The 19723-nt window shown below is 72.3% G+C and carries 18 protein-coding genes; 13 read left to right on the top strand and 5 right to left on the bottom strand.

What is annotated here, in order from left to right; translation table 11 throughout:
- Positions 1-15: 15 nt before the first annotated feature.
- The 3 genes from ACUYMY_RS00395 to ACUYMY_RS00385 are packed head-to-tail and all read right to left on the bottom strand — an operon-like array spanning position 16 to position 3150.
- The gene (locus ACUYMY_RS00395) at positions 16-918 is read right to left on the bottom strand and encodes a carbohydrate ABC transporter permease (RefSeq protein ID WP_481701667.1); all 903 of its coding nucleotides are present in this window, start codon (positions 916-918) and stop codon (positions 16-18) included.
- Positions 915-1862 (bottom strand): carbohydrate ABC transporter permease, encoded by a 948-nt coding sequence (locus ACUYMY_RS00390; protein ID WP_481701666.1) that lies wholly within the window; start codon positions 1860-1862, stop codon positions 915-917. The genes ACUYMY_RS00395 and ACUYMY_RS00390 overlap by 4 nt, the downstream gene beginning before the upstream one ends.
- Before the next feature lies 1 nt (position 1863).
- Positions 1864-3150 (bottom strand): ABC transporter substrate-binding protein, encoded by a 1287-nt coding sequence (locus ACUYMY_RS00385; protein WP_481701665.1) that lies wholly within the window; start codon positions 3148-3150, stop codon positions 1864-1866.
- A gap of 354 nt (positions 3151-3504) precedes the next feature.
- On the opposite strand from ACUYMY_RS00385, the gene ACUYMY_RS00380 reads away from it, so the two are divergent.
- From ACUYMY_RS00380 to ACUYMY_RS00360, 5 genes are all read left to right on the top strand, one after another.
- Positions 3505-4569 (top strand): LacI family DNA-binding transcriptional regulator, encoded by a 1065-nt coding sequence (locus ACUYMY_RS00380; RefSeq protein WP_481701664.1) that lies wholly within the window; start codon positions 3505-3507, stop codon positions 4567-4569.
- A 180-nt stretch (positions 4570-4749) separates the two neighbouring features.
- Entirely contained in the window at positions 4750-5688 is a 939-nt protein-coding gene (locus tag ACUYMY_RS00375; RefSeq protein WP_481701663.1) for a GGDEF domain-containing response regulator, read from the top strand.
- Between the two features lie 56 nt (positions 5689-5744).
- Positions 5745-6170 (top strand): DUF7793 family protein, encoded by a 426-nt coding sequence (locus tag ACUYMY_RS00370; protein WP_481701662.1) that lies wholly within the window; start codon positions 5745-5747, stop codon positions 6168-6170.
- A 3-nt stretch (positions 6171-6173) separates the two neighbouring features.
- A complete protein-coding gene (locus ACUYMY_RS00365; RefSeq protein ID WP_481701661.1) occupies positions 6174-7706 on the top strand; it encodes a putative bifunctional diguanylate cyclase/phosphodiesterase in 1533 nt (510 codons plus the stop codon).
- Positions 7707-7715: 9 nt separating this feature from the next.
- Entirely contained in the window at positions 7716-8498 is a 783-nt protein-coding gene (locus tag ACUYMY_RS00360; protein WP_481701660.1) for a class I SAM-dependent methyltransferase, read from the top strand.
- A 130-nt stretch (positions 8499-8628) separates the two neighbouring features.
- Here the strand turns inward: ACUYMY_RS00360 and ACUYMY_RS00355 are convergent, their stop codons facing one another.
- A complete protein-coding gene (locus ACUYMY_RS00355; protein WP_481701659.1) occupies positions 8629-9537 on the bottom strand; it encodes an ArgP/LysG family DNA-binding transcriptional regulator in 909 nt (302 codons plus the stop codon).
- An 85-nt stretch (positions 9538-9622) separates the two neighbouring features.
- On the opposite strand from ACUYMY_RS00355, the gene ACUYMY_RS00350 reads away from it, so the two are divergent.
- On the top strand, positions 9623-10210 hold the full coding sequence (locus ACUYMY_RS00350; protein ID WP_481701658.1) for a hemerythrin domain-containing protein: 588 nt from the start codon (positions 9623-9625) through the stop codon (positions 10208-10210).
- Positions 10211-10261: 51 nt separating this feature from the next.
- Here the strand turns inward: ACUYMY_RS00350 and ACUYMY_RS00345 are convergent, their stop codons facing one another.
- On the bottom strand, positions 10262-11317 hold the full coding sequence (locus ACUYMY_RS00345; protein ID WP_481701657.1) for a lactonase family protein: 1056 nt from the start codon (positions 11315-11317) through the stop codon (positions 10262-10264).
- 145 nt (positions 11318-11462) lie between these two features.
- Between ACUYMY_RS00345 and ACUYMY_RS00340 the strand changes: the two genes are divergently transcribed.
- From ACUYMY_RS00340 to ACUYMY_RS00310, 7 genes are all read left to right on the top strand, one after another.
- Complete coding sequence (locus ACUYMY_RS00340; RefSeq protein ID WP_481704919.1) at positions 11463-12065, top strand: LysE/ArgO family amino acid transporter; 603 nt, start codon at positions 11463-11465, stop codon at positions 12063-12065.
- Positions 12066-12175: 110 nt separating this feature from the next.
- Positions 12176-13243: a SpoIIE family protein phosphatase gene (locus tag ACUYMY_RS00335; protein WP_481701656.1), complete on the top strand. Its 1068-nt coding sequence runs from the start codon at positions 12176-12178 to the stop codon at positions 13241-13243.
- Positions 13240-15744, top strand: coding sequence for an OpgC domain-containing protein (gene opgC / locus ACUYMY_RS00330; protein ID WP_481701655.1), 2505 nt, complete (start codon positions 13240-13242; stop codon positions 15742-15744). Before ACUYMY_RS00335 ends, opgC begins: the two co-directional genes overlap by 4 nt.
- A gap of 20 nt (positions 15745-15764) precedes the next feature.
- On the top strand, positions 15765-16904 hold the full coding sequence (locus ACUYMY_RS00325) for a SpoIIE family protein phosphatase (protein ID WP_481701654.1): 1140 nt from the start codon (positions 15765-15767) through the stop codon (positions 16902-16904).
- Positions 16901-18862: a glycosyltransferase family 2 protein gene (locus tag ACUYMY_RS00320; protein WP_481701653.1), complete on the top strand. Its 1962-nt coding sequence runs from the start codon at positions 16901-16903 to the stop codon at positions 18860-18862. The genes ACUYMY_RS00325 and ACUYMY_RS00320 overlap by 4 nt, the downstream gene beginning before the upstream one ends.
- A complete protein-coding gene (locus tag ACUYMY_RS00315) occupies positions 18859-19191 on the top strand; it encodes an STAS domain-containing protein (RefSeq protein ID WP_481701652.1) in 333 nt (110 codons plus the stop codon). Before ACUYMY_RS00320 ends, ACUYMY_RS00315 begins: the two co-directional genes overlap by 4 nt.
- Entirely contained in the window at positions 19184-19612 is a 429-nt protein-coding gene (locus tag ACUYMY_RS00310) for an ATP-binding protein (RefSeq protein ID WP_481701651.1), read from the top strand. The genes ACUYMY_RS00315 and ACUYMY_RS00310 overlap by 8 nt, the downstream gene beginning before the upstream one ends.
- Positions 19613-19723: the final 111 nt, after the last annotated feature.

The following is a 19723-nucleotide window of genomic DNA, read 5'->3' as shown; positions in this document are numbered from 1 at the left end:
TGGTGGAGACGGGGGCTAGCCCTTGACGGACCCGGCCGTCATGCCGGAGACGATGCGCTTCTGGCACAGCAGCACGAGGACCACGAGGGGGATGGTGATGAGGACGGAGGCGGCGCTGATCGTTCCCAGGGGCTGGTCGAACTCGCTCGCTCCGGTGAAGAACGCGATCGCGACGGGCACGGGTCGGGCGTCGGGCGAGGTCGTGAGCGTGACGGCGAGCAGGAACTCGTTCCACACCGAGACGAAGACGAGGATCGCCGTCGTCGCGAGACCCGGCACAGCGAGAGGGAGGATGACCTTGCGGAACGCCTGGAACGGCGAGGCGCCGTCGATGGCGGCGGACTCCTCGAGCTCCCGCGGGATCTCCCGGAAGAACGAGGTGAGCGTGTAGATGGCCAGCGGCAGTGCGAACGTGAGCTTGGGGATGATGAGCCCGAGCAGCGTGTCGTAGAGGCCGATCTCCCGCCAGATGGCGAACATGGGGGCGGCGATCGCGATGGCAGGGAAGGTGGTCACCGAGAGGATGAGGGTGAGGATCAGCCCCTTGCGGCGCATCGTGAGCCGCGCGAGCGCGTAGGCGGCGAACGAGGCGAACACCAAGGCCACGCCCGTGGTGACCACCGCGATGACCACGGAGTTCCGCAGCGCGAGCAGGAACTCGGCGTTCTGCAGGACCGCGAGGTAGTTCTCGAGCGTGGGTTCGCTCGGAAACAGCTCGCCCTTCCCCAGGCTGGCCCCCGCCTTGAGCGAGGTGTTGACGAGCCAGTAGAAGGGCACGAGCGAGAACGCCATGACGGCGAGCGCGAAGATCCACACGAGGGGGTGGAGCTGGGCCCGCCCACGGGGCGTGCGCCGCGTCGCCGCGGTGCCGACCCTCCCCGCCCGGACCCGGCTGGGACGTTCCAAGAGCGTTGTCATCGGTTCTCCTTTGCGGCGGCGCGGATGTTGCTGCCGGCGAAGCGGATGTAGACCATGGACACCGTCATGACGGTCAGGAAGGTCAGGATCGACAGGGCCGAGCCCTCGCCGACGAGCCGGTTCTCGCGCAGCTCGCGGTACGCGAGCATCGACATCGACTCAGTGCCGTTGGCGCCCCTCGTCAGGACGAAGGGGAGGTCGAAGACGCGCAGCGAGTCCATCGTGCGGAAGATCGCCGCGAGCACGATCGCGGGCTTGAGCAGCGGCAGGGTAACGCCCCAGAACGTCTGCCACGGGCCGGCGCCGTCGAGCTCGGCCGCCTCGTACGTCTCCCCAGGGATGACCTGGAGTCCGGCGAGGATGAGCAGGGCCGCGAACGGCGTCGTCTTCCACACGTCGGCGAGAACGACGACGGCCATCGCGTACCCGGGCTCGCCGAGCCACACGATGTCCCCGCCTGGGAGGCCGAGAGACGAAAGCACCGTGGTCACGAGGCCCAGGTTGGGCTCGAACATCGTCTCCCACGTGATGGCGCTGACGACCGTGACGATCGCGTACGGCAGCAGCACGACCGTGCGCAGCAGGGCCCGACCGCGGAAGGCCAGATTGAGCAGCAGCGCCATTGCGGTGCCCAGGATGAGCTCGAGCGAGACGGACAGGCCCGCGAAGGTGAAGGTCTGCCCGACGGCGGTCCACCACTCGCTACTCGTGAGGGCCGCGGCGTAGTTCTCGAGACCGACGAAGCGGGACAGGCCCGCCTGCCGGACGCTGTACTGGTTGAGCGAGAGCCACAACGCGTAGCCGATCGGCAGGGCCGCGACGAGGGCCATGAGGATCAGCGACGGCGCGGTCATGCGTGCGGCGAGGCGCCGTTCGGCACGGTCGCGGTCGGCGGTGCCGCGGTCCGTGCTTCCGTGGCCGCGGATCAGGGTTGGCAGGGCCATGTCAGAAGCTCTTCTGGGCGGTTTCGATCTCTTCGGCCATGGCCTTGACGGCCTCGTCCGTGGAGGCGGTGCCGGAGAGGACCGCGTAGACGTTCTTGTTGATGGCCTGGGAGATCTGCGGGTACACAGGCGAGACGGGCCGGGGCTTGGCACCCTTGACCGAGGCGAGGAGCTCCGGTGCGAACGGCATCTTGGCCTGCACCTCCGGGTCCAAGTAGGCGGCCTCGTTGACAGGGGCCTGGGAGTTGTCCATCGCGACGTGCTTCTGCCACTCCGGGCTCGTGGCGAAGGAGATGTAGGCGACGGCGGCGGACGGGTTGGCCGAGTGCGCCGAGATCGAGAAGTTCCAGCCGCCGAGTACGCCGCTGGCCGGGCGCGTCCCGTCGAACGAGGGCAGCGGGGCGACCCCGAAGGTGTCCTTGAGCGGCGTCGCGTTGAGCAGCCGGTAGACGTGCGGCCAGTTGCGCTGGTAGCCGAAGTTGCCGGACTCGTAGGCCAGCCGCGTGGGGTCCTCGTTGTACGTCAGCACGGCCCGGTCCGCCGAGCCGTTCTTGAGGCCGGCGGCCATGAAGTCGAGGACGTCGCGCGTGATGTCGTTGTCGACGACGACCTTCCCGTCCTCGTCGAGCACGTCGCCGCCGGCGCTGTAGAGCAGCTCGAGGAAGTTCACCGTGAGGCCCTCATACTGCTTGCCCTGGTAGACGAGGCCGTTGCCGGGGGCCTTGGCGGCCTCCTCGTACAGCTGCTGCCAGGTCTCGGGTCGGGCGACCTTGTCCTTCTGGTAGTAGATGAGGCCAGCGTTGGTGTAGAACGGCGTCGCCCACTGCTTGCCCTCGTAGGTGACGGCCTTCACCGTGGAGGGGATGAGCCCGTCCCCGATGCCCTCGACCAGGGCGGTCTGGTCCAGAAGCCAGCCCTGGGAGGCGAACTCGGCCGTCCAGATCACATCGGTCATGAAGATGTCGCACTCCGTGGACTTCCCCTCGAGCCGCTGGACCGCCTGCGTGCGGGCCTCGTCCGTCGTCGCGCCGATCTCGGTGTAGGTGGCCGTGAGCCCGGGATTCGCGGCGGCGAAGGCCGCCGTCGTGTTCTTGTGGATGCCGCTGACATCCTTGCCTCCGCAGATCGTGATGCTCCCCTTGGCATCCTTGGCGGAGGCGGGGTCGACGGCGGGGGCGCTCGGGCCGCCGCTCGAGCCTCCGCAGCCCGTCATGAGCACGCCCGCGGTCACGGCCGTTGCGAGGGCTTGGGCCAGTCGCCGATGTCCTGGCGCTGCGAATCGCTTCACTGCTGTCCTTCCGTGTGTCCATGGCCCGGGCGCAGCGGCGTCATTGCCGTCGCTGGGAGCCGGGGTGCGGGCGAAAGCCGCCTGCCGCCGTCGTGCCTCGAGGGCCGCGGTGCTGCAAATACTTGCAGGATGATGTGATCTACGTCAACAACTCGGGTTACTGAAGCCAAAGTCCCCTGTATTTGCAGGGAGATAGCGTTTGCGAAACTCCTGGCCCGCGATGGACGAGACGCGACCATTTACCTCGGCAGGGGGGCGCCTCCCGGAGATGCAGGTGCGAACGCGCGTCGAATTCCGCGAGCGGTTGCGAACCCGGTGTGGACCTCTCGCAAGCGTTTGCGCTACGATCCGCACGTGGTCGGCATTGAGGCAGTAGCGAAGAAGGCGGGGGTCTCCATCTCGACCGTGTCCCGGGCCCTGAGGGACGTCCCGGGCGTCTCGCCGGCAACGAGGGACCGGGTACGGGGCGCGGCCGCGGAGCTAGGCTTCGTACTGTCGGTCAGCGGCTCACGCCTGGCCACGGGCAGAACCGGCACGGTCGCGATCATCATCCCGACGGCGGGCACCTGGTTCTTCGGGCAGATCATCACCGGCGCGGGCGCCGTCGTCCGTGCCGCCGGCACCGACCTGCTGCTCTTCGAGCTCGGCGATCCCGAGGGACGCCAGCGGTTCTTCACGGACCAGCGACTGCGCGGCCGCGCCGACGGCGTCATCGTCCTCTCCGTGAACCTCACGCCGAGCGAGACCGAGATGATGCGGCAGCTGGACATCCCCGTCGTCTCGCTCGGCAACAAGATCGAGGGCTTCGGCTGCGTGCGCGTGGACAACCACGCCGCAGGCGTCTCGGCCGTGCGGCACCTCCTGAACCTCGGCCACGAGCGCATCGGGTACATCGGCATCGACAACCGCGCGAACGTCACGTCCGGCAGCACGGTGCTGACCGAGCGGGCCGCCGGGTACCGGCAGGCCATGGCGGACGCGGGCCTCGCCGTCGAGCCCGGCTTCGAGCAGTGGGAGGTCAACACGGCCGACGGCGGGCGGCGCGCCATGTCGCGGCTGCTCTCCGCCCAGGTGATGCCGACCGGCGTGTTCATCGGGTCCGACGAGATGGCCTTCGGCGCCCTCGACGTCCTGCGCTCCTCCGGCCTGTCCGTGCCGGGTGACGTCTCGGTGATCGGCTTCGACAACCACGCGTTCTCGGACATCGTGGGGCTCAGCACGGTGGACCAAGGCGTGCGGGAGCAGGGCGAGGCCGCTGCGCGCCTCCTCCTCGACGCCATCGAGGCGCCCGACCGCGAGCGCGCCGACGTCGTCCTGCCCACCCAGCTCGTGCTGCGCGGCAGCACGGCGCCGCCACGGCCGGCGCGGACGAGGGAGCCGGCGGAGCAGAAGACCCCGGAGCTGCCGGCCGGCCGCTGAGCGCGTCCCTTGCGGAATCCTGCGCGAACCCTTTCCCACCTCTAGCGCGAACCGGTAGTACTGGCGCGAGAATGGCACCCATCGGGGTGAATTTCGGCCATCGATGCATTGAAACAATGCAGATTGCCCGGTGGCCACAAAGGGGGGAAACATGGAACACGTGGGCTTGGGGGCATCGTCATGAGGGTCCTCGTGGCGGATGGTGACCAGGAATCGCGCGAGGCGCTCGAAGCGGCGGTGCGGAAGGCCGGCCACGAGTGCCTCACGGCGTCGGACGGCGACGGCGCGTGGGAGCTCTTCCTCGAGCAGTCGCCGCACGTCGTCGTCGCCGACCTGCTGCTGCCCGGCCATGACGGGCTCTCGCTCTGCCGCAGGATCCGCGGCCACGACGCCGCCGGCCGCACGTATCTGCTGGTGCTCGCCTCGTCCACCGCGGACGAGGACGTGCTGTCCGGGCTGGCCGCTGGCGCCGACGACTACCTCGTGAAGCCCGTGGACGCGGCCGCCCTCCACAGCAGGCTCATGGTCGCGCACCGGGTCACGACCCTCCACGCCGAGATCGCCCGCTACCGGTCCGCGCTCTCCGACCGGACCAGGACGGACCCGCTCACGGCGCTGAGCAACAGGCTGCGCCTGAGCGAGGACCTCGCAAGCATGCACGAGCGCACCCAGCGGTATGGCGAGCGGTTCGCGGTCGCGGTGTGCAGCGTCGACGGCTTCGCCGACTACCGCGAGCGGCTCGGCGAAGCCGCAGCGAACCGGGTCGTGCAGGTCATCGGCTCGGCCCTGGTCGCCGGGGTGCGCAAGAGCGACCTCGTCTACCGATTCGGCGGCGCGGAGTTCGCCATCGTCCTCCCGCACCAGGCCTGGGCGGGCGCCCTCGCGGCCATGGACAGGCTCCGGCAGACGGTCCAGGACCTCAACATCGAGGACGGGGAGAGCCCGGCGGGGGTGCTGACCCTCAGCGCGGGTGTCTCCGTCGTCGGGCCCACGCGGGCCGTGAGCTCCGAACGCCTCATCGAGGAGGCAGACCAGGCCCTCTCCCGGGCCCGGTCCAGAGGGGCGAACAGGGTCGTGTTGGCAGAACCGGAGGTGGAGATCGTCGGCCCGGGCTGGTGACGGACGGCCCTGAGGACGAGCAGCTAGGCTGAGGGAGATCGCGGAAAGGGGCACACGTGGAACCAGTGCAGATCCCGGGCGGCAAGGGGAGGCTCGTGCTCCGCCCGGACGGAGTGCTGCATCTGCAGTGGAACGAACATGTCGTCATCGAGGGCCGGGACGCGAAGGCCGCGATGGACGCCGTGAACGAGGTCTGCAAGGGCACCTCCCATCCCATGCTCGTGGACATGGCCACGACGAAGTCGGTCACCCGGGAGGGCCGCGCCGTCTTCTCGATCCCGTGCGCCGCTTCCAGGATCGCCCTGCTGGGGTCGAGCCCCGTGGACCGGGTGATCGCGAACTTCTTCCTGGGCGTGCACACTCCACCCTGCCCCACGCGCTTCTTCACCTCCCGGGCGGAGGCCATGGCCTGGCTCGTCGACAGCAGGGACGAGGGCTGGACCCCTGGCCGCGGGGACGCGCGGCGCCGCCGCGCGAGCTGACCCATGGCCCCCAGTCCCCAGGACGACGAGCTGCGTGCCCCCTCCGACCCGCGCCTGCAGCAGCTCGTCGACGCCATCCTGATCCTCGCCTCGGGCGACCTGAGCGCCCGCGTCGAGCCCTCCGAGGCGGGGGACGACCTCGATGCCGTCATCACCGGCGTGAACCTCCTCGCCGAGGAGCTTCACTACATGTACGCGGAGCTCGAGAACCGGGTCGAGGAGCGGACCGCCATGCTCCTGCGGACCCAGGCGGAACTCGAGCAGCTGGCCGTCACCGACGTGCTCACGGGGCTGCCCAACCGCTCGATCCTGAGCACCATCACGGCCCGGACCGCGCACGCGGCCGCCGTCATCATGGTGGACCTCGACTCCTTCAAGGAGATCAACGACACCCTCGGGCACGACACGGGGGACACGGTCCTGGTCGAGGTCTCGCGGCGGCTCAAGTCGGCTGTCCGCGGCAGCGACGTCGTCGCCCGCCTGGGCGGCGACGAGTTCGCGATCCTCATCCGCGACACGACCGAGCATGAGGCCGCGCAGATCGCCCGGCGGGCCCTCGACGCGCTCCAGGAGAACGTGGCCGTGGGCGACGTCTCCGTGCGGGCGACGGCGAGCATGGGCGTGAGCGTGGGCCCCGCCGACTGGCCGCAGCGCCTCAGGGACGCCGACATCGCGATGTACGAGGCGAAGTCGCGCGGGCGCAACAACGTCCAGCTGTTCCGGCCGGAGATGCTCAACGCCACCACCGAGCGGGCCAGGACGGCGGCGGAGCTCCGCACTGCACTGCAGGAGGACGAGCTCGAGCTCGTCTACCAGCCCGTCGTCGACCTCGACTCGGGCCGGGCCGTCGGCGTCGAGGCCCTCGTGCGCTGGAACCACCCGACGCGCGGCATCGTCATGCCCGGCACCTTCATCCCCATCGCCGAGGAGATGGGCCTCATCGTCGACCTCGGCCGCTCGGTCCTCGAGCAGGCGATCGCCCAGATGCGGGTCTGGATGGACGAGGCCCCCGACCTGGCGCCGTTCACGGTGCACGTGAACCTCTCCGCCACAGAGCTGCGGCGCCCGGGCCTGGACCGCGACATCAGCGCGTGCCTCGAGGCCTACCAGGTCCACCCGGGCCGGCTCGTCCTCGAGATCACCGAGACGGTGCTCATGACGCGCGGCAGCGAGGAGGCACGCGTGCTCAGCCGGCTGAACGACCTCGGCATCCACCTCCAGATCGACGACTTCGGCACCGGGTACTCGTCCATCAGCTACCTGCGCGACCTCCCGGCCCAGACCGTCAAGGTGGACCAGTCGCTCATCAGCACCATTGACTCCGACCCGGACCAGGCGCGGTTCGTCGAGGCGGTGCTGCACCTCATCTCCTCGGCGGGCCTCAGCGCCGTCGTCGAGGGCGTCGAGACCGCCCGGCAGGCGGAGCTGCTCCATGCCATGGGCTGCCCTTATGCCCAGGGGTTCTTCTTCAGCCGGCCGGTGCCGCCCGAGCGCGTCCTGGGGGTGCTGGCCGAGTTCTCGTCCGCCCACGGCTAGTCTTGGTGCATGCGACGCCTCGCCGACCGGATCCGGCTCCTGCCGAAGGTCATCAGCCTTGCCTCGCATGCCCCCCGCAACCCGGGCGTGGCCTGGGAGCGCTACTGGACCAGCGTCGGCGCCGAGGGCGGGCAGATCCTGTGGGACTCCGGGCGGCGCGACGAGGGCCGCCCCTACGAGGAGCTCATCCGCCGGTACCTGGACACCGGCCTGCCCATCGTCGACGTCGGCTGCGGCAACGGGATCTGGACGCGCTGGCTCGCCGAGCGGTTCCCGCGCGCGATCGGCGTCGACCTCTCGGAGAGCGCCGTCGCGCAGGCCGCCGAGGAGGCGGCCGGGGTGCCGAACGCGGAGTTCGACGCCGTCGACGCCCTCGCCGAGGGCGCCGGGGCTGCGCTCCACGAACGGTACGGCGAGGCCAACGTCTTCGTGCGCGGCGTCTTCCACATCCTCAAGCCCGAGGCCCAGCGCCGGCTGGCCGCGAACCTCCACGATATGGTCGGCTCGCGCGGCCGGGTCCTCCTCGCGGAGACCAACTTCCGCGGCTCCGGCCTCGCCTACCTCCAGCACCTCGGCGCCACGAGCGGCTACATCCCGGGCCCGCTCCGGAAGGCCATCGAGATGCTGCCCCGGCCCGGGCACTTCGGCGCCGCCGAGGTCCGGCGTGCCTTCCCGGGCTCCGAGTGGCACCTGCTCGAGGAGCGCGACGTCGTCATCGAGACCGTCCCGATGGCCGAGCCCGGCGTCCCCGAGCGCATCCCCGGCTACTGTGCGGTGCTCGCCCGCCGCTGACCGGCTGGAAAATGGCCGCTCAACGGAGGCGATATGGCCACTCAACTGGGGGATGTGGCCACTCAAGAGGAAGGACATGACCCCTCAACGGTGAGTGGCCACCTTCTCTCGCTTGAGTGGCCAGTTCCCCTCAGCGGACCGGGCGCAGGACCCTCGCCGCCCTGAGGACCGCCTCGGTGACCTCGGCCAGGCCCGGGGAGTCGAGCGTCCAGGCCTGCCAGTAGAGGGCCAGGTCCTCGGTCCAGGCCGGGTCGAGCTCGACCAGCAGCCCCCCCGGGTCCTGCTGGTCCGGCACCATGCCCCACCCGAGCCCCGCGCTCACCGCCTCGACGTACTGCACGGAGTCCGGGATGAAGTGCTGCGGCGGCGCGGCGTCGGGCGCGACGCGGGCGAGGAGCGCGAGCTGGTGGGAGTCCTTGCGGTCGTACTGCATGACGGGCGCGGCCGCGAGCGCCTCGGGCGTCGCGCCGCCGGGGAACCACCGCTCCACGAACTCCGCCGAGGCCTTCGCCCGGTACACCATCGTCCCGAGCGGCCGGACGCGGCAGCCCTGCACGGGGCGCGGGTCCGCGGTCACGGCGCCGACGGCGTCGCCCGAGCGCAGGAGGTCCGCCGTGGCGTGCTCGTCGTCACGCAGAAGCTCGACGGCGATGCGGCCTCCCAGCGCGACCTCGCGGATCGCGGGCGGGAGCCACGTCGCGATCGAGTCCGCGTTGGCCACGATCGGCACCCGCAGCCGCTCGGCGACGCCGCCCGCCGCCCCCGGCCGGGCGCCGTCGTGCGCCTCCTCGGAGCGGAGGGCGAGGAGCGCCTCGTCGGCGAGGAGCAGGAGCTGGCGGGCCGAGCGCAGGAGCCGCTCGCCGGCCGGCGTCGGGACGACGGGCTTGAGCCGGCGAACCAGGACGCTGCCCACGCTCTTCTCGAGCGCCTTGATGCGCTGGCTCACGGCGGACGGCGTGAGGCGCAGCTCACCCGCGGCGGCCTCGAACGTCTCGTGGTCGACGACGGCGGCCAACGCCCGCAGCTGCTCCAAGTCCATGAGGGGAAGACTAGTCCGGGGGCTTGCGCCTCGCCGGGCCGGGTAAATCGCAGGGGCACACCTGCCGCCCAGCAAGGAGGGGACCATGGCCGAGACAGCACCCGGGACCGCATCGGGACGGAGCGGGCCCGACGTCGTCGACATCCTCACGAGCGACCACCGGGAGATGGTCGAGCTCATCGGCCGGATCGAGGGCGCTGCCGACGCGGCGGCCCGCCGGGACCTCGCCGACACGGTGATCGCCGAGGTCATGCGGCACGCCGTCGCGGAGGAGATGTACGTCTATCCGGCCGTCGAGAAGCATGTGCCGAACGGCAGCGAGGACGTCGAGCACGACAAGGGCGAGCACGCCGAGATCGTCGAGGTCATGAAGCGGCTCGAGGACGTCGACGCCGCCGAGCCGCACTTCCTCGAGCTCGTCCGCGAGCTCGAGGGCAAGCTGCGGCATCACGCCGACGACGAGGAGTCGGAGCAGTTCCCGAAGCTGCGCGAGCACCTCCCGGCGGACGACCTCGTCGAGCTCGGGCGGAAGGTCGAGGCCGCGAAGAAGATAGCGCCGACCCGGCCGCATCCGAGCGCGCCGCACTCCGAGCTGTTCCACAAGACCGTGGGGGCCGGCGTCGGCCTCGTCGACCGGCTGCGGGACCGGCTCATGGGGCGGGGCAGGGACTGAGGACCTGTTGAGGGGCGCCCCTCCGGGGCGCCCCTTCACTCGTTGCGCGACCTACGCGCCCGCCCAGCACTCGACCGCCACGGGGCCGGCGCTCGTGCCGGCCCGCGAGACGGTGGCGAGCGAGCCGTCGTCGCCGATCCGGTAGCACGTGACGTGCGCGGACACCTCCCCGCACACGAGCAGGAACCGTCCCGACGGGTCGATGGCGGCGCCGGCGGGCTGCGTCTCGGTGCCGATCCTGCCCACGAGCTCAAGCAGACCGCCCTCGCGGACGGCGAAGCACGCGAGCGTGCTCGAGGAGCGCTCGGTCGTGTAGAGGAAGCGGCCGTCCGGGGTGAGCCGCAGGTCCGCGGCCCAGATCACGCGGGGGCCGGGGTCAGGGCTCGTCGACGAACGCACCGCGCCGGGCCCGAGGCCCAGGCCCTCGACCGCCGAGACGCGCTGGAGCAGCTCGAGCCGGCCGTCCTCCGCCTCGCGCGCGTAGACCGCGACCGTGCCGGAGAGCTCGTGGACCACGTACGCGCGGTCGCCGGCATCGTTGAGCCGGAGGTACCTGGGGCCGGACCCCGGCTCCGCGGCGACGTGCCCGCTCGGCGTGAGGACCCCGCCGTCCGCCTCGGAGCCGTCCGCGGGGAACCAGCTGATGCGGTCGTCGCCGAGCGAGGTCGCGTAGAGGAAGCGGCCGTCGGGGCTCACGACGGCGCAGTGCGCGTTCTGGCCCGTCTCGTAGGTCCGCGGGGCGCCGCCCTCCGCGCCCGGGAGGGGCACGCGGTCGAGCCGGCCGCTGCCGTACGAGGCGCTGTAGAGGTCCCGGCCGCCCGGCGCGACGGTGATGAAGCAGGTCGAGGCGGGCAGCTCGCGCTCGCGCGCGCCGCCGTCGCCCGCAGCGGTCCGCGCGCCGTCCGGTCCGAGGTCGACGACGGTGGGCCGGGGCCCGTTGCAGCCGGCGTACAGCGTGCCGTCCGGTCCGACGGCGAGGGCCGCGGCGCCGTCGAGCCCCTCCACGCGGCCGAGCGGCGAGAGCGTGCCGGTCTCCGGATCGAGGGCCAGGGTGTCGACGGTGCCCGCTCCGGGGCACGCGAGGGCGACGAGGGTGTGCTCGGACATGCGGGGCGCCTTTCTCTGGTCTCTGCCCCCGTTTCTACCCGGCCGGGGTGGGGGGACACACTGCGCGGGTCATTAGAGTTCTTCATGGTGCTTCAGAAATCATGAGTTGTTCTTATCTAGTCCCGCCCGTACCGTCGAAGGCGTGATCCTCTCCTTCCTCGCCGGCCTCGGCGCGAGCCTCGGTCTCATCGTCGCCATCGGCGCCCAGAACGCCTTCGTGCTCCGTCAGGGCATCCGGCGCGAGTGGGTCCTGCCGGTCGTGCTCGTATGCGCGGTGAGCGACGCGGCGCTCATCTTCGCCGGCGTGGCGGGGATCGGGGCCGCGGTGCAGGGTGCCCCGGGCCTCCTGGACGCGATCCGCTGGATCGGGGTGGCGTTCCTCGCCGCGTACGGGGCCTTCGCGGCCAAGCGGGCACTCAACCCCGGATCGCTGCAAGCCTCCGACGGCCGCGGCGCCGGCACGGCCTGGGCCGCCGTCGGGACCGTGCTCGCGCTGACCTGGCTCAACCCGCACGTCTACCTCGACACGCTCGTGCTCCTGGGCTCGCTCGCGAACGCCCAGGGCGAGGGGCGCTGGGCCTTCGGCGCGGGCGCCGCGACGGCGAGCGCGGTGTGGTTCCCGCTCATCGGCTACGGCGCGCGCTCACTCTCGGGCGTCTTCGCCCGGCCCGCCGCGTGGCGGGTGCTGGACGGCTTCGTCGCCGCGCTCATGTGGACGCTCGCGGCGATGCTCGCGTTCGGCGGCTGACGCACGACGGCGCGTGCCGCCTCCGCAATCCACTTTGCGGATCGAGTCACGCAGGATGACAGAAGTCGGGCAGGGAGCGGCTTTAATGGTCAGGTGGTGGGAGGAGCCTGATGATACGTGCCCTGATTGTGGAGGACAGCCCGGACATCACGGGCCTTCTCGCGTCAACCCTCAGCCGCCAGGGCTATGAGACCGCGTCCGCCGCCACGGGGCACGCCGCCCTCGACGCCGCGCGTCGACTCCGGCCGGACCTCATCACGCTCGACCTCGGCCTGCCGGACATCGACGGCCTCGACGTGTGCCGCAGCCTGCGCTCCTTCACGGACGCGTACATCCTCGTCGTCTCGGCCCGCACCGACGAGGCGGACAAGCTGGCCGCCTTCGAGCTCGGCGCCGACGGCTACCTGACCAAGCCCTTCAGCCCGCGCGAGCTCGCCGCGAAGGCCGCGTCCCTCGTCCGCCGCCCCCGCACCGCGCTGGAGGAGGAGACCGAGGAGGACACCGCCGCAAGGGTGCAGCGCGGGCTCCTCCCCGAGCACGCCCCGTCGCTGCCCGGGTACGACCTCGCGGGCGCGTGCCGGCCCAGCCGCAGCGTGGGCGGGGACTTCTTCGACTGGGAGTCCGACGGCGGCTCGCTCGCCGTGAGCCTGGCCGACGCCATGGGCAAGGGCATGGGCGCCGCGCTCGTGGCCGCCACCGCCCGCGCGGTGCTGCGGCCCGGACGCCTCACGCGCAGCGCCGCGGACCTCGTCCAGCGCGCCGCGGGCAGCCTCGACCCCGACCTCATCCGCCTCGGCTCGTTCCTCACCCTCCTGCACCTGCGCCTCGACGGCCCGACCGGCCGCGTCACCTACGTCGACGCGGGACACGGCCTCGGGATCCTCGTCCAGGCCGACGGCCCCTGGGAGCGGGTCGTGAACAGCGGCCCGCCGCTCGGCCTGCTCCCGGGGGCCGTGTGGACCGAGCACGAGCTCGGGCTGCCGCCCGGCGGCACGGTGGTCATGATCAGCGACGGCCTGCTCGACCCGTTCCCCGGCATTGAGGAGGCGCTCGGCGCCGTCGCCTCCGCGGCCGCAGCCGCCCCGGACGCGCGCTCCGCCGTCGAGGCGATCCTCGCCCTCGGCGACGTCGCGGAGGATGACCTCACCGCCGTCGTCCTGCGCCGAGCCAGCAGATGAGCGGGTGCCCGGCGGCGGCCGGCCCGCGGGCAGACCTGCGGGCCGGGCGTGCCACCGCGGCGGCCCTCCTCGCCCTGCTGTTCGCTGCCCTCGTGCTGCTCGCCCCCACGGCCCCGGCGGCCGCCTCAGCTGACGTCGCGGCGGCGGACGACGGCGCGGGGCCGGGCCCGCTGCTCGGCGCGGCCCTCGACTGGGGCACCGATTCGGCGGCAGGCCACGCATCCCGCCTGGGCGCGCCCGCGGCCCTGTACGCGAAGGCCGTCCCGCTGCCGCTGAACGGCCAGGAACGGGCGTACCTGCACAGCTTCTTCGCCCAGGTCTCGGCCGAGGGCGCAGACGCCCTCCTCACAGTCTCCCCGCAGCGCGGCCTCGACGGCGTCGGCGACGCGGAGGCCGGGGCGTTCGCGCGGGACGTCGCGGCGGCCGCCGAAGGCTTCGGCGGGCGGGTGCTCGTGAGCTTCGCGCCGCAGATGAACGCCCCGTGGGTCCCGTGGGGGCAGCGGCCCGGCGCCTACGTCGAGGCGTACCGGCGCGTGGCCCAGGCCGTGCACGCCGAGGTCCCGCGGCCCGTCATGGTCTGGGCCCCGGCCGCGGGCACCGACTACCCCTTCCGGCCCGCGTCCCGGACCGCCCCGCCCGGGGCGCAGCTGTCCGAGCTCGACACCGACCGCGACGGCGCCTTCGGCCCCGGCGACGACCCCTACGCGCCGTACTACCCGGGCGACGAGGCCGTGGACTGGGTGGGGCTGAGCCTCTATCACGACGCCTCCGCGGGCACGGCGGCCCCGAACACCCTCCCGGCCCCGGACGCCTTCGTGCGCGGGCTCGGGGGCCCGGCGGGCACGGCCGACGGCGCGGGCTTCTACGGCGCCTACGCCGAGGCGCGCGGCAAGCCCCTCCTCGTCGAGACCGCCGCGTACTACTCGCGCCAGGCCGGCGGCCCGGGCGAGCTCGAGGTCAAGGCCGCCTGGTGGCGGCAGGTCTTCTCTGCCGTCGAGTCGGACAGGTACCCGCGGCTCGCCGCCGTCCTCTGGAACGAGACGCTCGAGCGGCGCGCCGACGGGGCCGCCGTCGTGGACTGGCGCGCGACGGCGGAGCCGCAGCTCGCCGCCGACTTCCTCGCCGCCGCCCGCGCCGCCGGGGTCACCACCGGTCCGCTGCGAACGCCCGCGCGACCGAACGGCGGGCTCGCCGAGACCGGCAGGGGCACCGTCCTGGCCGGCCCGGCCGGGTGGGCCGCTGCGGCCCTCGTGCCCGGCCTCGCGGCCGGGCTCTGGGTCCTCGCGCACCGGCGCGAGGCGCGGCGCCTGCGGTATGACGACGACTCGGGCCGCGACCAGCGCATCGACCTGCTGCGCGGCCTCGCGATCATCCTCGTGGTGGTGAACCACCTCGCCCTGCCCTCGCTCTTCCAGCTCGGCACGCAGGAGGCCATCGGCGTCGTCTCGGGCGCCGAGTTCTTCGTGCTGCTCTCGGGCGCCGTGGTCGGCATGGTCTACGGGCCGGCCGCCGCGCGGGACCTGGCCGAGGCAACCGGACGCATGCTCGGGCGGGCATGGAAGCTCTACGTGACCGCCCTCGGCGTCGTTCTCGCGGTGTGGGCCCTGAGCCTCGTCCCCGGCGTGGACGCCCACGCGGTGACGACCTTCACGGACCAGGGCACGGGCGCCGCGGGACGGGGAGCGGCCGGGCGGGTCTACGACCTGTACAGCGGCATGGAGGGCCTGCTCGAGTACCCCGTGCCGGCCGGCCTGGTCCCGCAGGTGCTCCTGCTCCAGTTCGGCCCGTGGCAGTTCAACATCATGGGCCTCTACGTCGTCCTGCTCCTGCTGGCCCCGCTCGTCCTCGCCGCGCTGGCCCGCGGCTGGACCTGGCAGGTCCTCGCCGTGAGCCTCGCCGCATATGCCCTCGGAAGCATCTACCGGGTCCACGTGCTGCCGGCCCAGTTCGAGGACGCCTTCCCCGTGCTCGTGTGGCAGGTGCTCTTCGTCCTCGGCCTCGCCGCGGGCTACCACCGCGCGCGGCTCGTCGGGTGGTTCGGCGACGGCCGCCGGCGCCCGCTGCTCGCGCTCTGCGTCGCCGGCGCGGCCGCCTTCACCGTCTTCGCGTGGTGCAGCCCCTACCTCGGCATCCCGCAGGACGTCCGGCTCGGCCTCGTGCCCGAGGGCGCCTTCAGCACCGCGTACGACGCTTTCTTCGCCCGCACCTACCTCGGCCCCGGGCGGCTCGCGAACGTGCTGCTGCTCGTCGTCGCCGGCTACGCGCTCCTGACGGCGTTCTGGCGGCCTATCCAGTCCTCGGTCGGGAGGTTCCTCGTCCCACTGGGCCAGGCGACGCTGTACGTGTTCGTCGTGCACGTCTTCCTGGCCCTCGCCATCGCGAACATCCCGGGCCTCGACGGGGACAACGTCCTGGTCAACACGCTGGCCTACGTCCTCATCCTCGCGGCGCTCTGGGTCATGGTGAGGACCAAGTTCCTCTTCCGGGTGATCCCGCGGTGAGCACCATGCAGAATGGACCCATGCTGGGAGCTAGGGGGTTCGGGGAGGAGCCGCGCGACAGGAGCGCCCTCATCGTGGAGGACGGCGCCGACACGGCCCTCGTGCTCGAGGCGGCGCTCGCGCGGCAGGGCTTCGTCACGGAGACGGCCGCGACCGGCCACGCCGCCCTCGAGGCAGCGCGCCGCATGGGGCCGGACATCATCACCCTTGACCTGGGCCTGCCCGACATCGACGGCCTCGAGGTGTGCCGCACGCTGCGCTCGTTCACCGACGCGTACATCGTCATCATCTCCGGCACCTCGGACGAGGACCACCGCCTCGACGGCCTCGAGTTCGGCGCCGACGACTTCCTGTCCAAGCCCGTCAACCCGCGCGAGCTCGCGGCGCGCGTGGAGGCGCTCATGCGGCGCCCGCGCGCTCCTCGCCCCTTCTCGAGCGAGCTCGAGACGGCCGCCCGCGTCCAGCGCGGGCTCCTCCCCGCCCAGGCCCCGTCCATGCCGGGCTACGACGTCGCGGGCGCGTGCCATCCGAGCCGCAGCGTCGGCGGCGACTTCTTCGACTGGGAGTCCGACGGCACCGTGCTCGCCGTGACGCTCGCCGACGCGATGGGCAAGGGGATGGGCGCCGCGCTCGTCGCCGCGACGGCGCGCGCCGCGCTGCGCGGGGGCCGGCTCGAACGCGGCGCCGACGCGATCGTCCGCCGGGCGGCCGAGGCCCTCGAGGCGGACCTGGCGCGGCTGTCCTCCTTCATCACGCTCCTCCACCTGCGGCTCGACGGCACGAGCGGCCGCGTCGACTACATCGACGCCGGCCACGGCCTCGGGCTGCTCGTCCACGCGGACGGCAGCTGGGAGCGCGTGGTCAACGGCGGGCCGCCCCTCGGGCTCATGCCCGGCGCGGCATGGAAGGCGGGGGCCCTCACAATCGAGCCCGGGGACGCGATGGCCGTGATCAGCGACGGCGTCCTCGACGCCTTCGCGACCCTCGCCGAGGCGCTCGAGGCCGTCGCTGGGACGATCGCCGGATCGGCTCGGGCGGCGGAGGCGGTGGACGGGATCCTGCGGCTCGCCCCCGATGCCGAGGACGACGTCACCGCCGTCGTCCTGCGCCGCCAGCCAGCAGAAGCAGCAGCAGGGACAGCCCCAGCAGAGTCGCCGTGAGCCTGCCCTGGCTCCGCCTCGTCGCCGCCCTGGCCGTCCTCGCCGGCGTGAACTACGTCGGCTGGCGGTGGGTCGCGTCGGTGAACTGGGACGCGTGGTGGATCGCCGTCCCACTCATCCTGGCGGAGACCTACTCGCTCATCGACGTGACCCTGTTCGCCCTCACGATGTGGCGGCTCAAGGACCGCGGCGAGCCCCCGCCCGCTCCGCCTGGGCTGACCGTGGACGTCTTCATCACGACTTACAACGAGCCGATCGACCTCGTCTTGGAGACCGCCCTCGCGGCGCGGGCCATCCGCTACCCCCACACGACGTGGGTGCTCGACGACGGCGCCCGGCCCGAGCTGCGGCGGCTCGCCGAGGAGAACGGCCTCGGCTACGTCTCCCGCGGCCCCGAATGGGACGGGATGCCCCGGCACGCGAAGGCGGGCAACCTCAACAACGCCCTGCAGGAGACCCAGGGCGAGTTCCTCCTGATCCTCGACGCGGACCAGATCCCCGATCCGCTCATCCTCGACAGGACCCTCGGCTACTTCTCGCACCGTCGCGTCGCGCTCGTGCAGACGCCGCAGTGGTTCTTCAACGTCCCGGACAGCGACCCGCTCGGGAGCCAGGCGCCGCTCTTCTACGGGCCCATCCAGCAGGGCAAGGACGGCTGGAACGCGGCCTTCTTCTGCGGCTCGAACGCGATCCTGCGCCGCGAGGCGCTCATGCAGCTCGGCCTCGTCGGCTACGTCCGGGAGACACAGGGCCGGGTCGTCAAGGCGCTCGAGGCGGGCCGCGGCGTCGTCCGGCGCGCCCTCCGCCGGCCGGAGGCCCAGGCCGACGGCGTGCAGGGGCTCCTGCGCGAGGTCGACCGGGCGCTGCGCACGGGCCGGCAGCAGCTCGACGCGGGCGCGTCCATCGCCGAGGTCACCTTCCGCGTGCAGAACCAGGTCAACGGCGCAGTCAAGTCTCTCGTCGCGGCAGACCTGGCCAAGATCGGGACCCTCGCGGCGGACCTCGCCGAGATCGAGGCCCTCGAGCGCGAGCTCAGCGGCACCCCGGACGAGCGGCTCGTCGAGGTCGCGCCGATCGACGCCGCCGTCGAGCGCCTCTCCGCCCGCGACTGGTCTCCGCTCGGGGCGCTCGAATCGGTGCAGGCGGTGCTCGACTCGGTCACGGTCGAGCGGCGCGGCGAGGCCCAGCCGATCATGCCCCTCTCCACCATCTCGGTCACCGAGGACATGTCCACCTCGATGCGCCTGCATGCGATGGGCTGGCGCAGCGTCTACCACCACGAGATCCTCGCGAAGGGCCTGGCCCCCGAGGACCTCAAGACCATGCTCACGCAGCGGCTCCGCTGGGCGCAGGGGACGATCCAGGTGATGCTCCGGGAGAGCCCGCTGCGCCTGCCCGGGCTCTCGCTCGGCCAGCGGCTCATGTACTTCGCGACGATGTGGAGCTACCTCGCGGGCTTCGCCGCGGTCCCGTACCTCGCGGCGCCGGTCATCTTCCTCGTCCTGGGCATCCTGCCCGTGCAGAGCCTGAGCTCCGACTTCTTCGCCCGCTTCGTCCCGTTCATGGCTCTGAACCAGCTGCTGTTCATCGTGGCCGCGCGCGGGGCCAAGACCTGGCGCGGGCAGCAGTACAGCCTCGCGCTGTTCCCGACGTGGATCAAGGCGTGCACGACGGCGGCGGCGAACGTCTGGTTCGGCCGTCCCCTGGGCTTCGCGGTCACCCCGAAGGCGCGGCAGGAGGGCGGGGACGCCCTCCTGGTCCTCAAGCCGCAGGCCGTCGTCGCGGGGATCCTCGTGGGCGCCACGGCGATCGGGACGGCGCGGCTGCTGGCCGGGCAGGCGGAGCAGCTGGGTACGCTGGTGAACATGGTCTGGACGGCCTACGATCTGCTCGCGCTGAGCGTGCTCGTGGGCGCGGCGCGGTACAAGGGGTTTGAGCAGCAAGGGGGCAATGAATGAACTTCGAGATCGTGGACCGCGGCGGGTATGCGGCCCTGGCCGGGACGGGCCGGCTCAACATGGTCAGCGCGCCGAGGCTGCGCGACGTCGTGAGCGAGGCCATCGGGCAGGGCCACAACAGGATCGTGCTGGACATGGCGGGCACGGAGTTCATCGACTCCTCCGGGCTCGGGGCGCTTGTGGGATGCCTCAAGGCCGCGCGGCAGGCCGGCGGCGACCTGCGGATCGCGAACGTCGGGCCGCAGGTGCAGATGGTCCTGGCGCTCACGAGCATGGACCGGATCCTCACGGCGTACCCGAGCGTGGACGAGGCCTTCCGCGATGAGTGAGGTGCTCGCCTCCGCCACGGTGCACGGTCCGGCAGAGCCGCAGGTCGTCGACGCGCTGCAGGACGAGTTCGCGAGGATCTGGCCGCACGCGGCGCAGATCCCGCCCGAGGACCGCATGCCCTTCGAGCTCGCCGTGGTCGAGGTGGCGAGCAACGTGGTCCAGCACGCCCACGCGACCGAGGGGAACGTCCTCGAGCTCGCGGTGGAGCTCGAGATCCGGCGCCACGTGCTCCTCGCGCGGCTCTACGAGATCAACGCCGAGCCCCTCCCGGACGTCCTCGGCCACGACCAGATCCCCCCGCCCGAGGCGGAGCACGGCCGCGGCCTCAGCATGGTGCGCCAGCTCGTCACGACGGTCACGTGCCGGCGCGAGCGGGACACCAACGTGTGGACGCTCAGCCGCGCCCCCGAGGCGACCTAGGGAACCCCCTGCCGCCCGGGATGGGGTCGGACGGAATCAGGCGTAGAGCTATCACTGTTTGCCCCACGCTGAAGCCCTCCCGCACGGGGTCCGTGGGGTCGAGGACGAGCT

The sequence above is a fragment of the Sinomonas sp. T428B genome (assembly GCF_056780155.1).
This window is presented reverse-complemented; position numbering and strand designations above follow the sequence as displayed.

Excerpts from the sequence above, each read along its gene's own strand:
- ACUYMY_RS00325 (WP_481701654.1), top strand. The coding sequence starts at position 15,765 with ATGCTGGGAGCTAGGGGGTTCGGGGAGGAGCCGCGCGACAGGAGCGCC.
- ACUYMY_RS00335 (WP_481701656.1), top strand. The coding sequence starts at position 12,176 with ATGATACGTGCCCTGATTGTGGAGGACAGCCCGGACATCACGGGCCTT.
- ACUYMY_RS00355 (WP_481701659.1), bottom strand. The coding sequence starts at position 9,537 with ATGGACTTGGAGCAGCTGCGGGCGTTGGCCGCCGTCGTCGACCACGAG.
- ACUYMY_RS00390 (WP_481701666.1), bottom strand. The coding sequence starts at position 1,862 with ATGGCCCTGCCAACCCTGATCCGCGGCCACGGAAGCACGGACCGCGGC.
- ACUYMY_RS00315 (WP_481701652.1), top strand. The coding sequence starts at position 18,859 with ATGAACTTCGAGATCGTGGACCGCGGCGGGTATGCGGCCCTGGCCGGG.
- ACUYMY_RS00350 (WP_481701658.1), top strand. The coding sequence starts at position 9,623 with ATGGCCGAGACAGCACCCGGGACCGCATCGGGACGGAGCGGGCCCGAC.
- ACUYMY_RS00310 (WP_481701651.1), top strand. The coding sequence starts at position 19,184 with ATGAGTGAGGTGCTCGCCTCCGCCACGGTGCACGGTCCGGCAGAGCCG.
- ACUYMY_RS00360 (WP_481701660.1), top strand. The coding sequence starts at position 7,716 with ATGCGACGCCTCGCCGACCGGATCCGGCTCCTGCCGAAGGTCATCAGC.
- ACUYMY_RS00395 (WP_481701667.1), bottom strand. The coding sequence starts at position 918 with ATGACAACGCTCTTGGAACGTCCCAGCCGGGTCCGGGCGGGGAGGGTC.
- ACUYMY_RS00365 (WP_481701661.1), top strand. The coding sequence starts at position 6,174 with ATGGCCCCCAGTCCCCAGGACGACGAGCTGCGTGCCCCCTCCGACCCG.
- opgC (WP_481701655.1), top strand. The coding sequence starts at position 13,240 with ATGAGCGGGTGCCCGGCGGCGGCCGGCCCGCGGGCAGACCTGCGGGCC.
- ACUYMY_RS00345 (WP_481701657.1), bottom strand. The coding sequence starts at position 11,317 with ATGTCCGAGCACACCCTCGTCGCCCTCGCGTGCCCCGGAGCGGGCACC.
- ACUYMY_RS00375 (WP_481701663.1), top strand. The coding sequence starts at position 4,750 with ATGAGGGTCCTCGTGGCGGATGGTGACCAGGAATCGCGCGAGGCGCTC.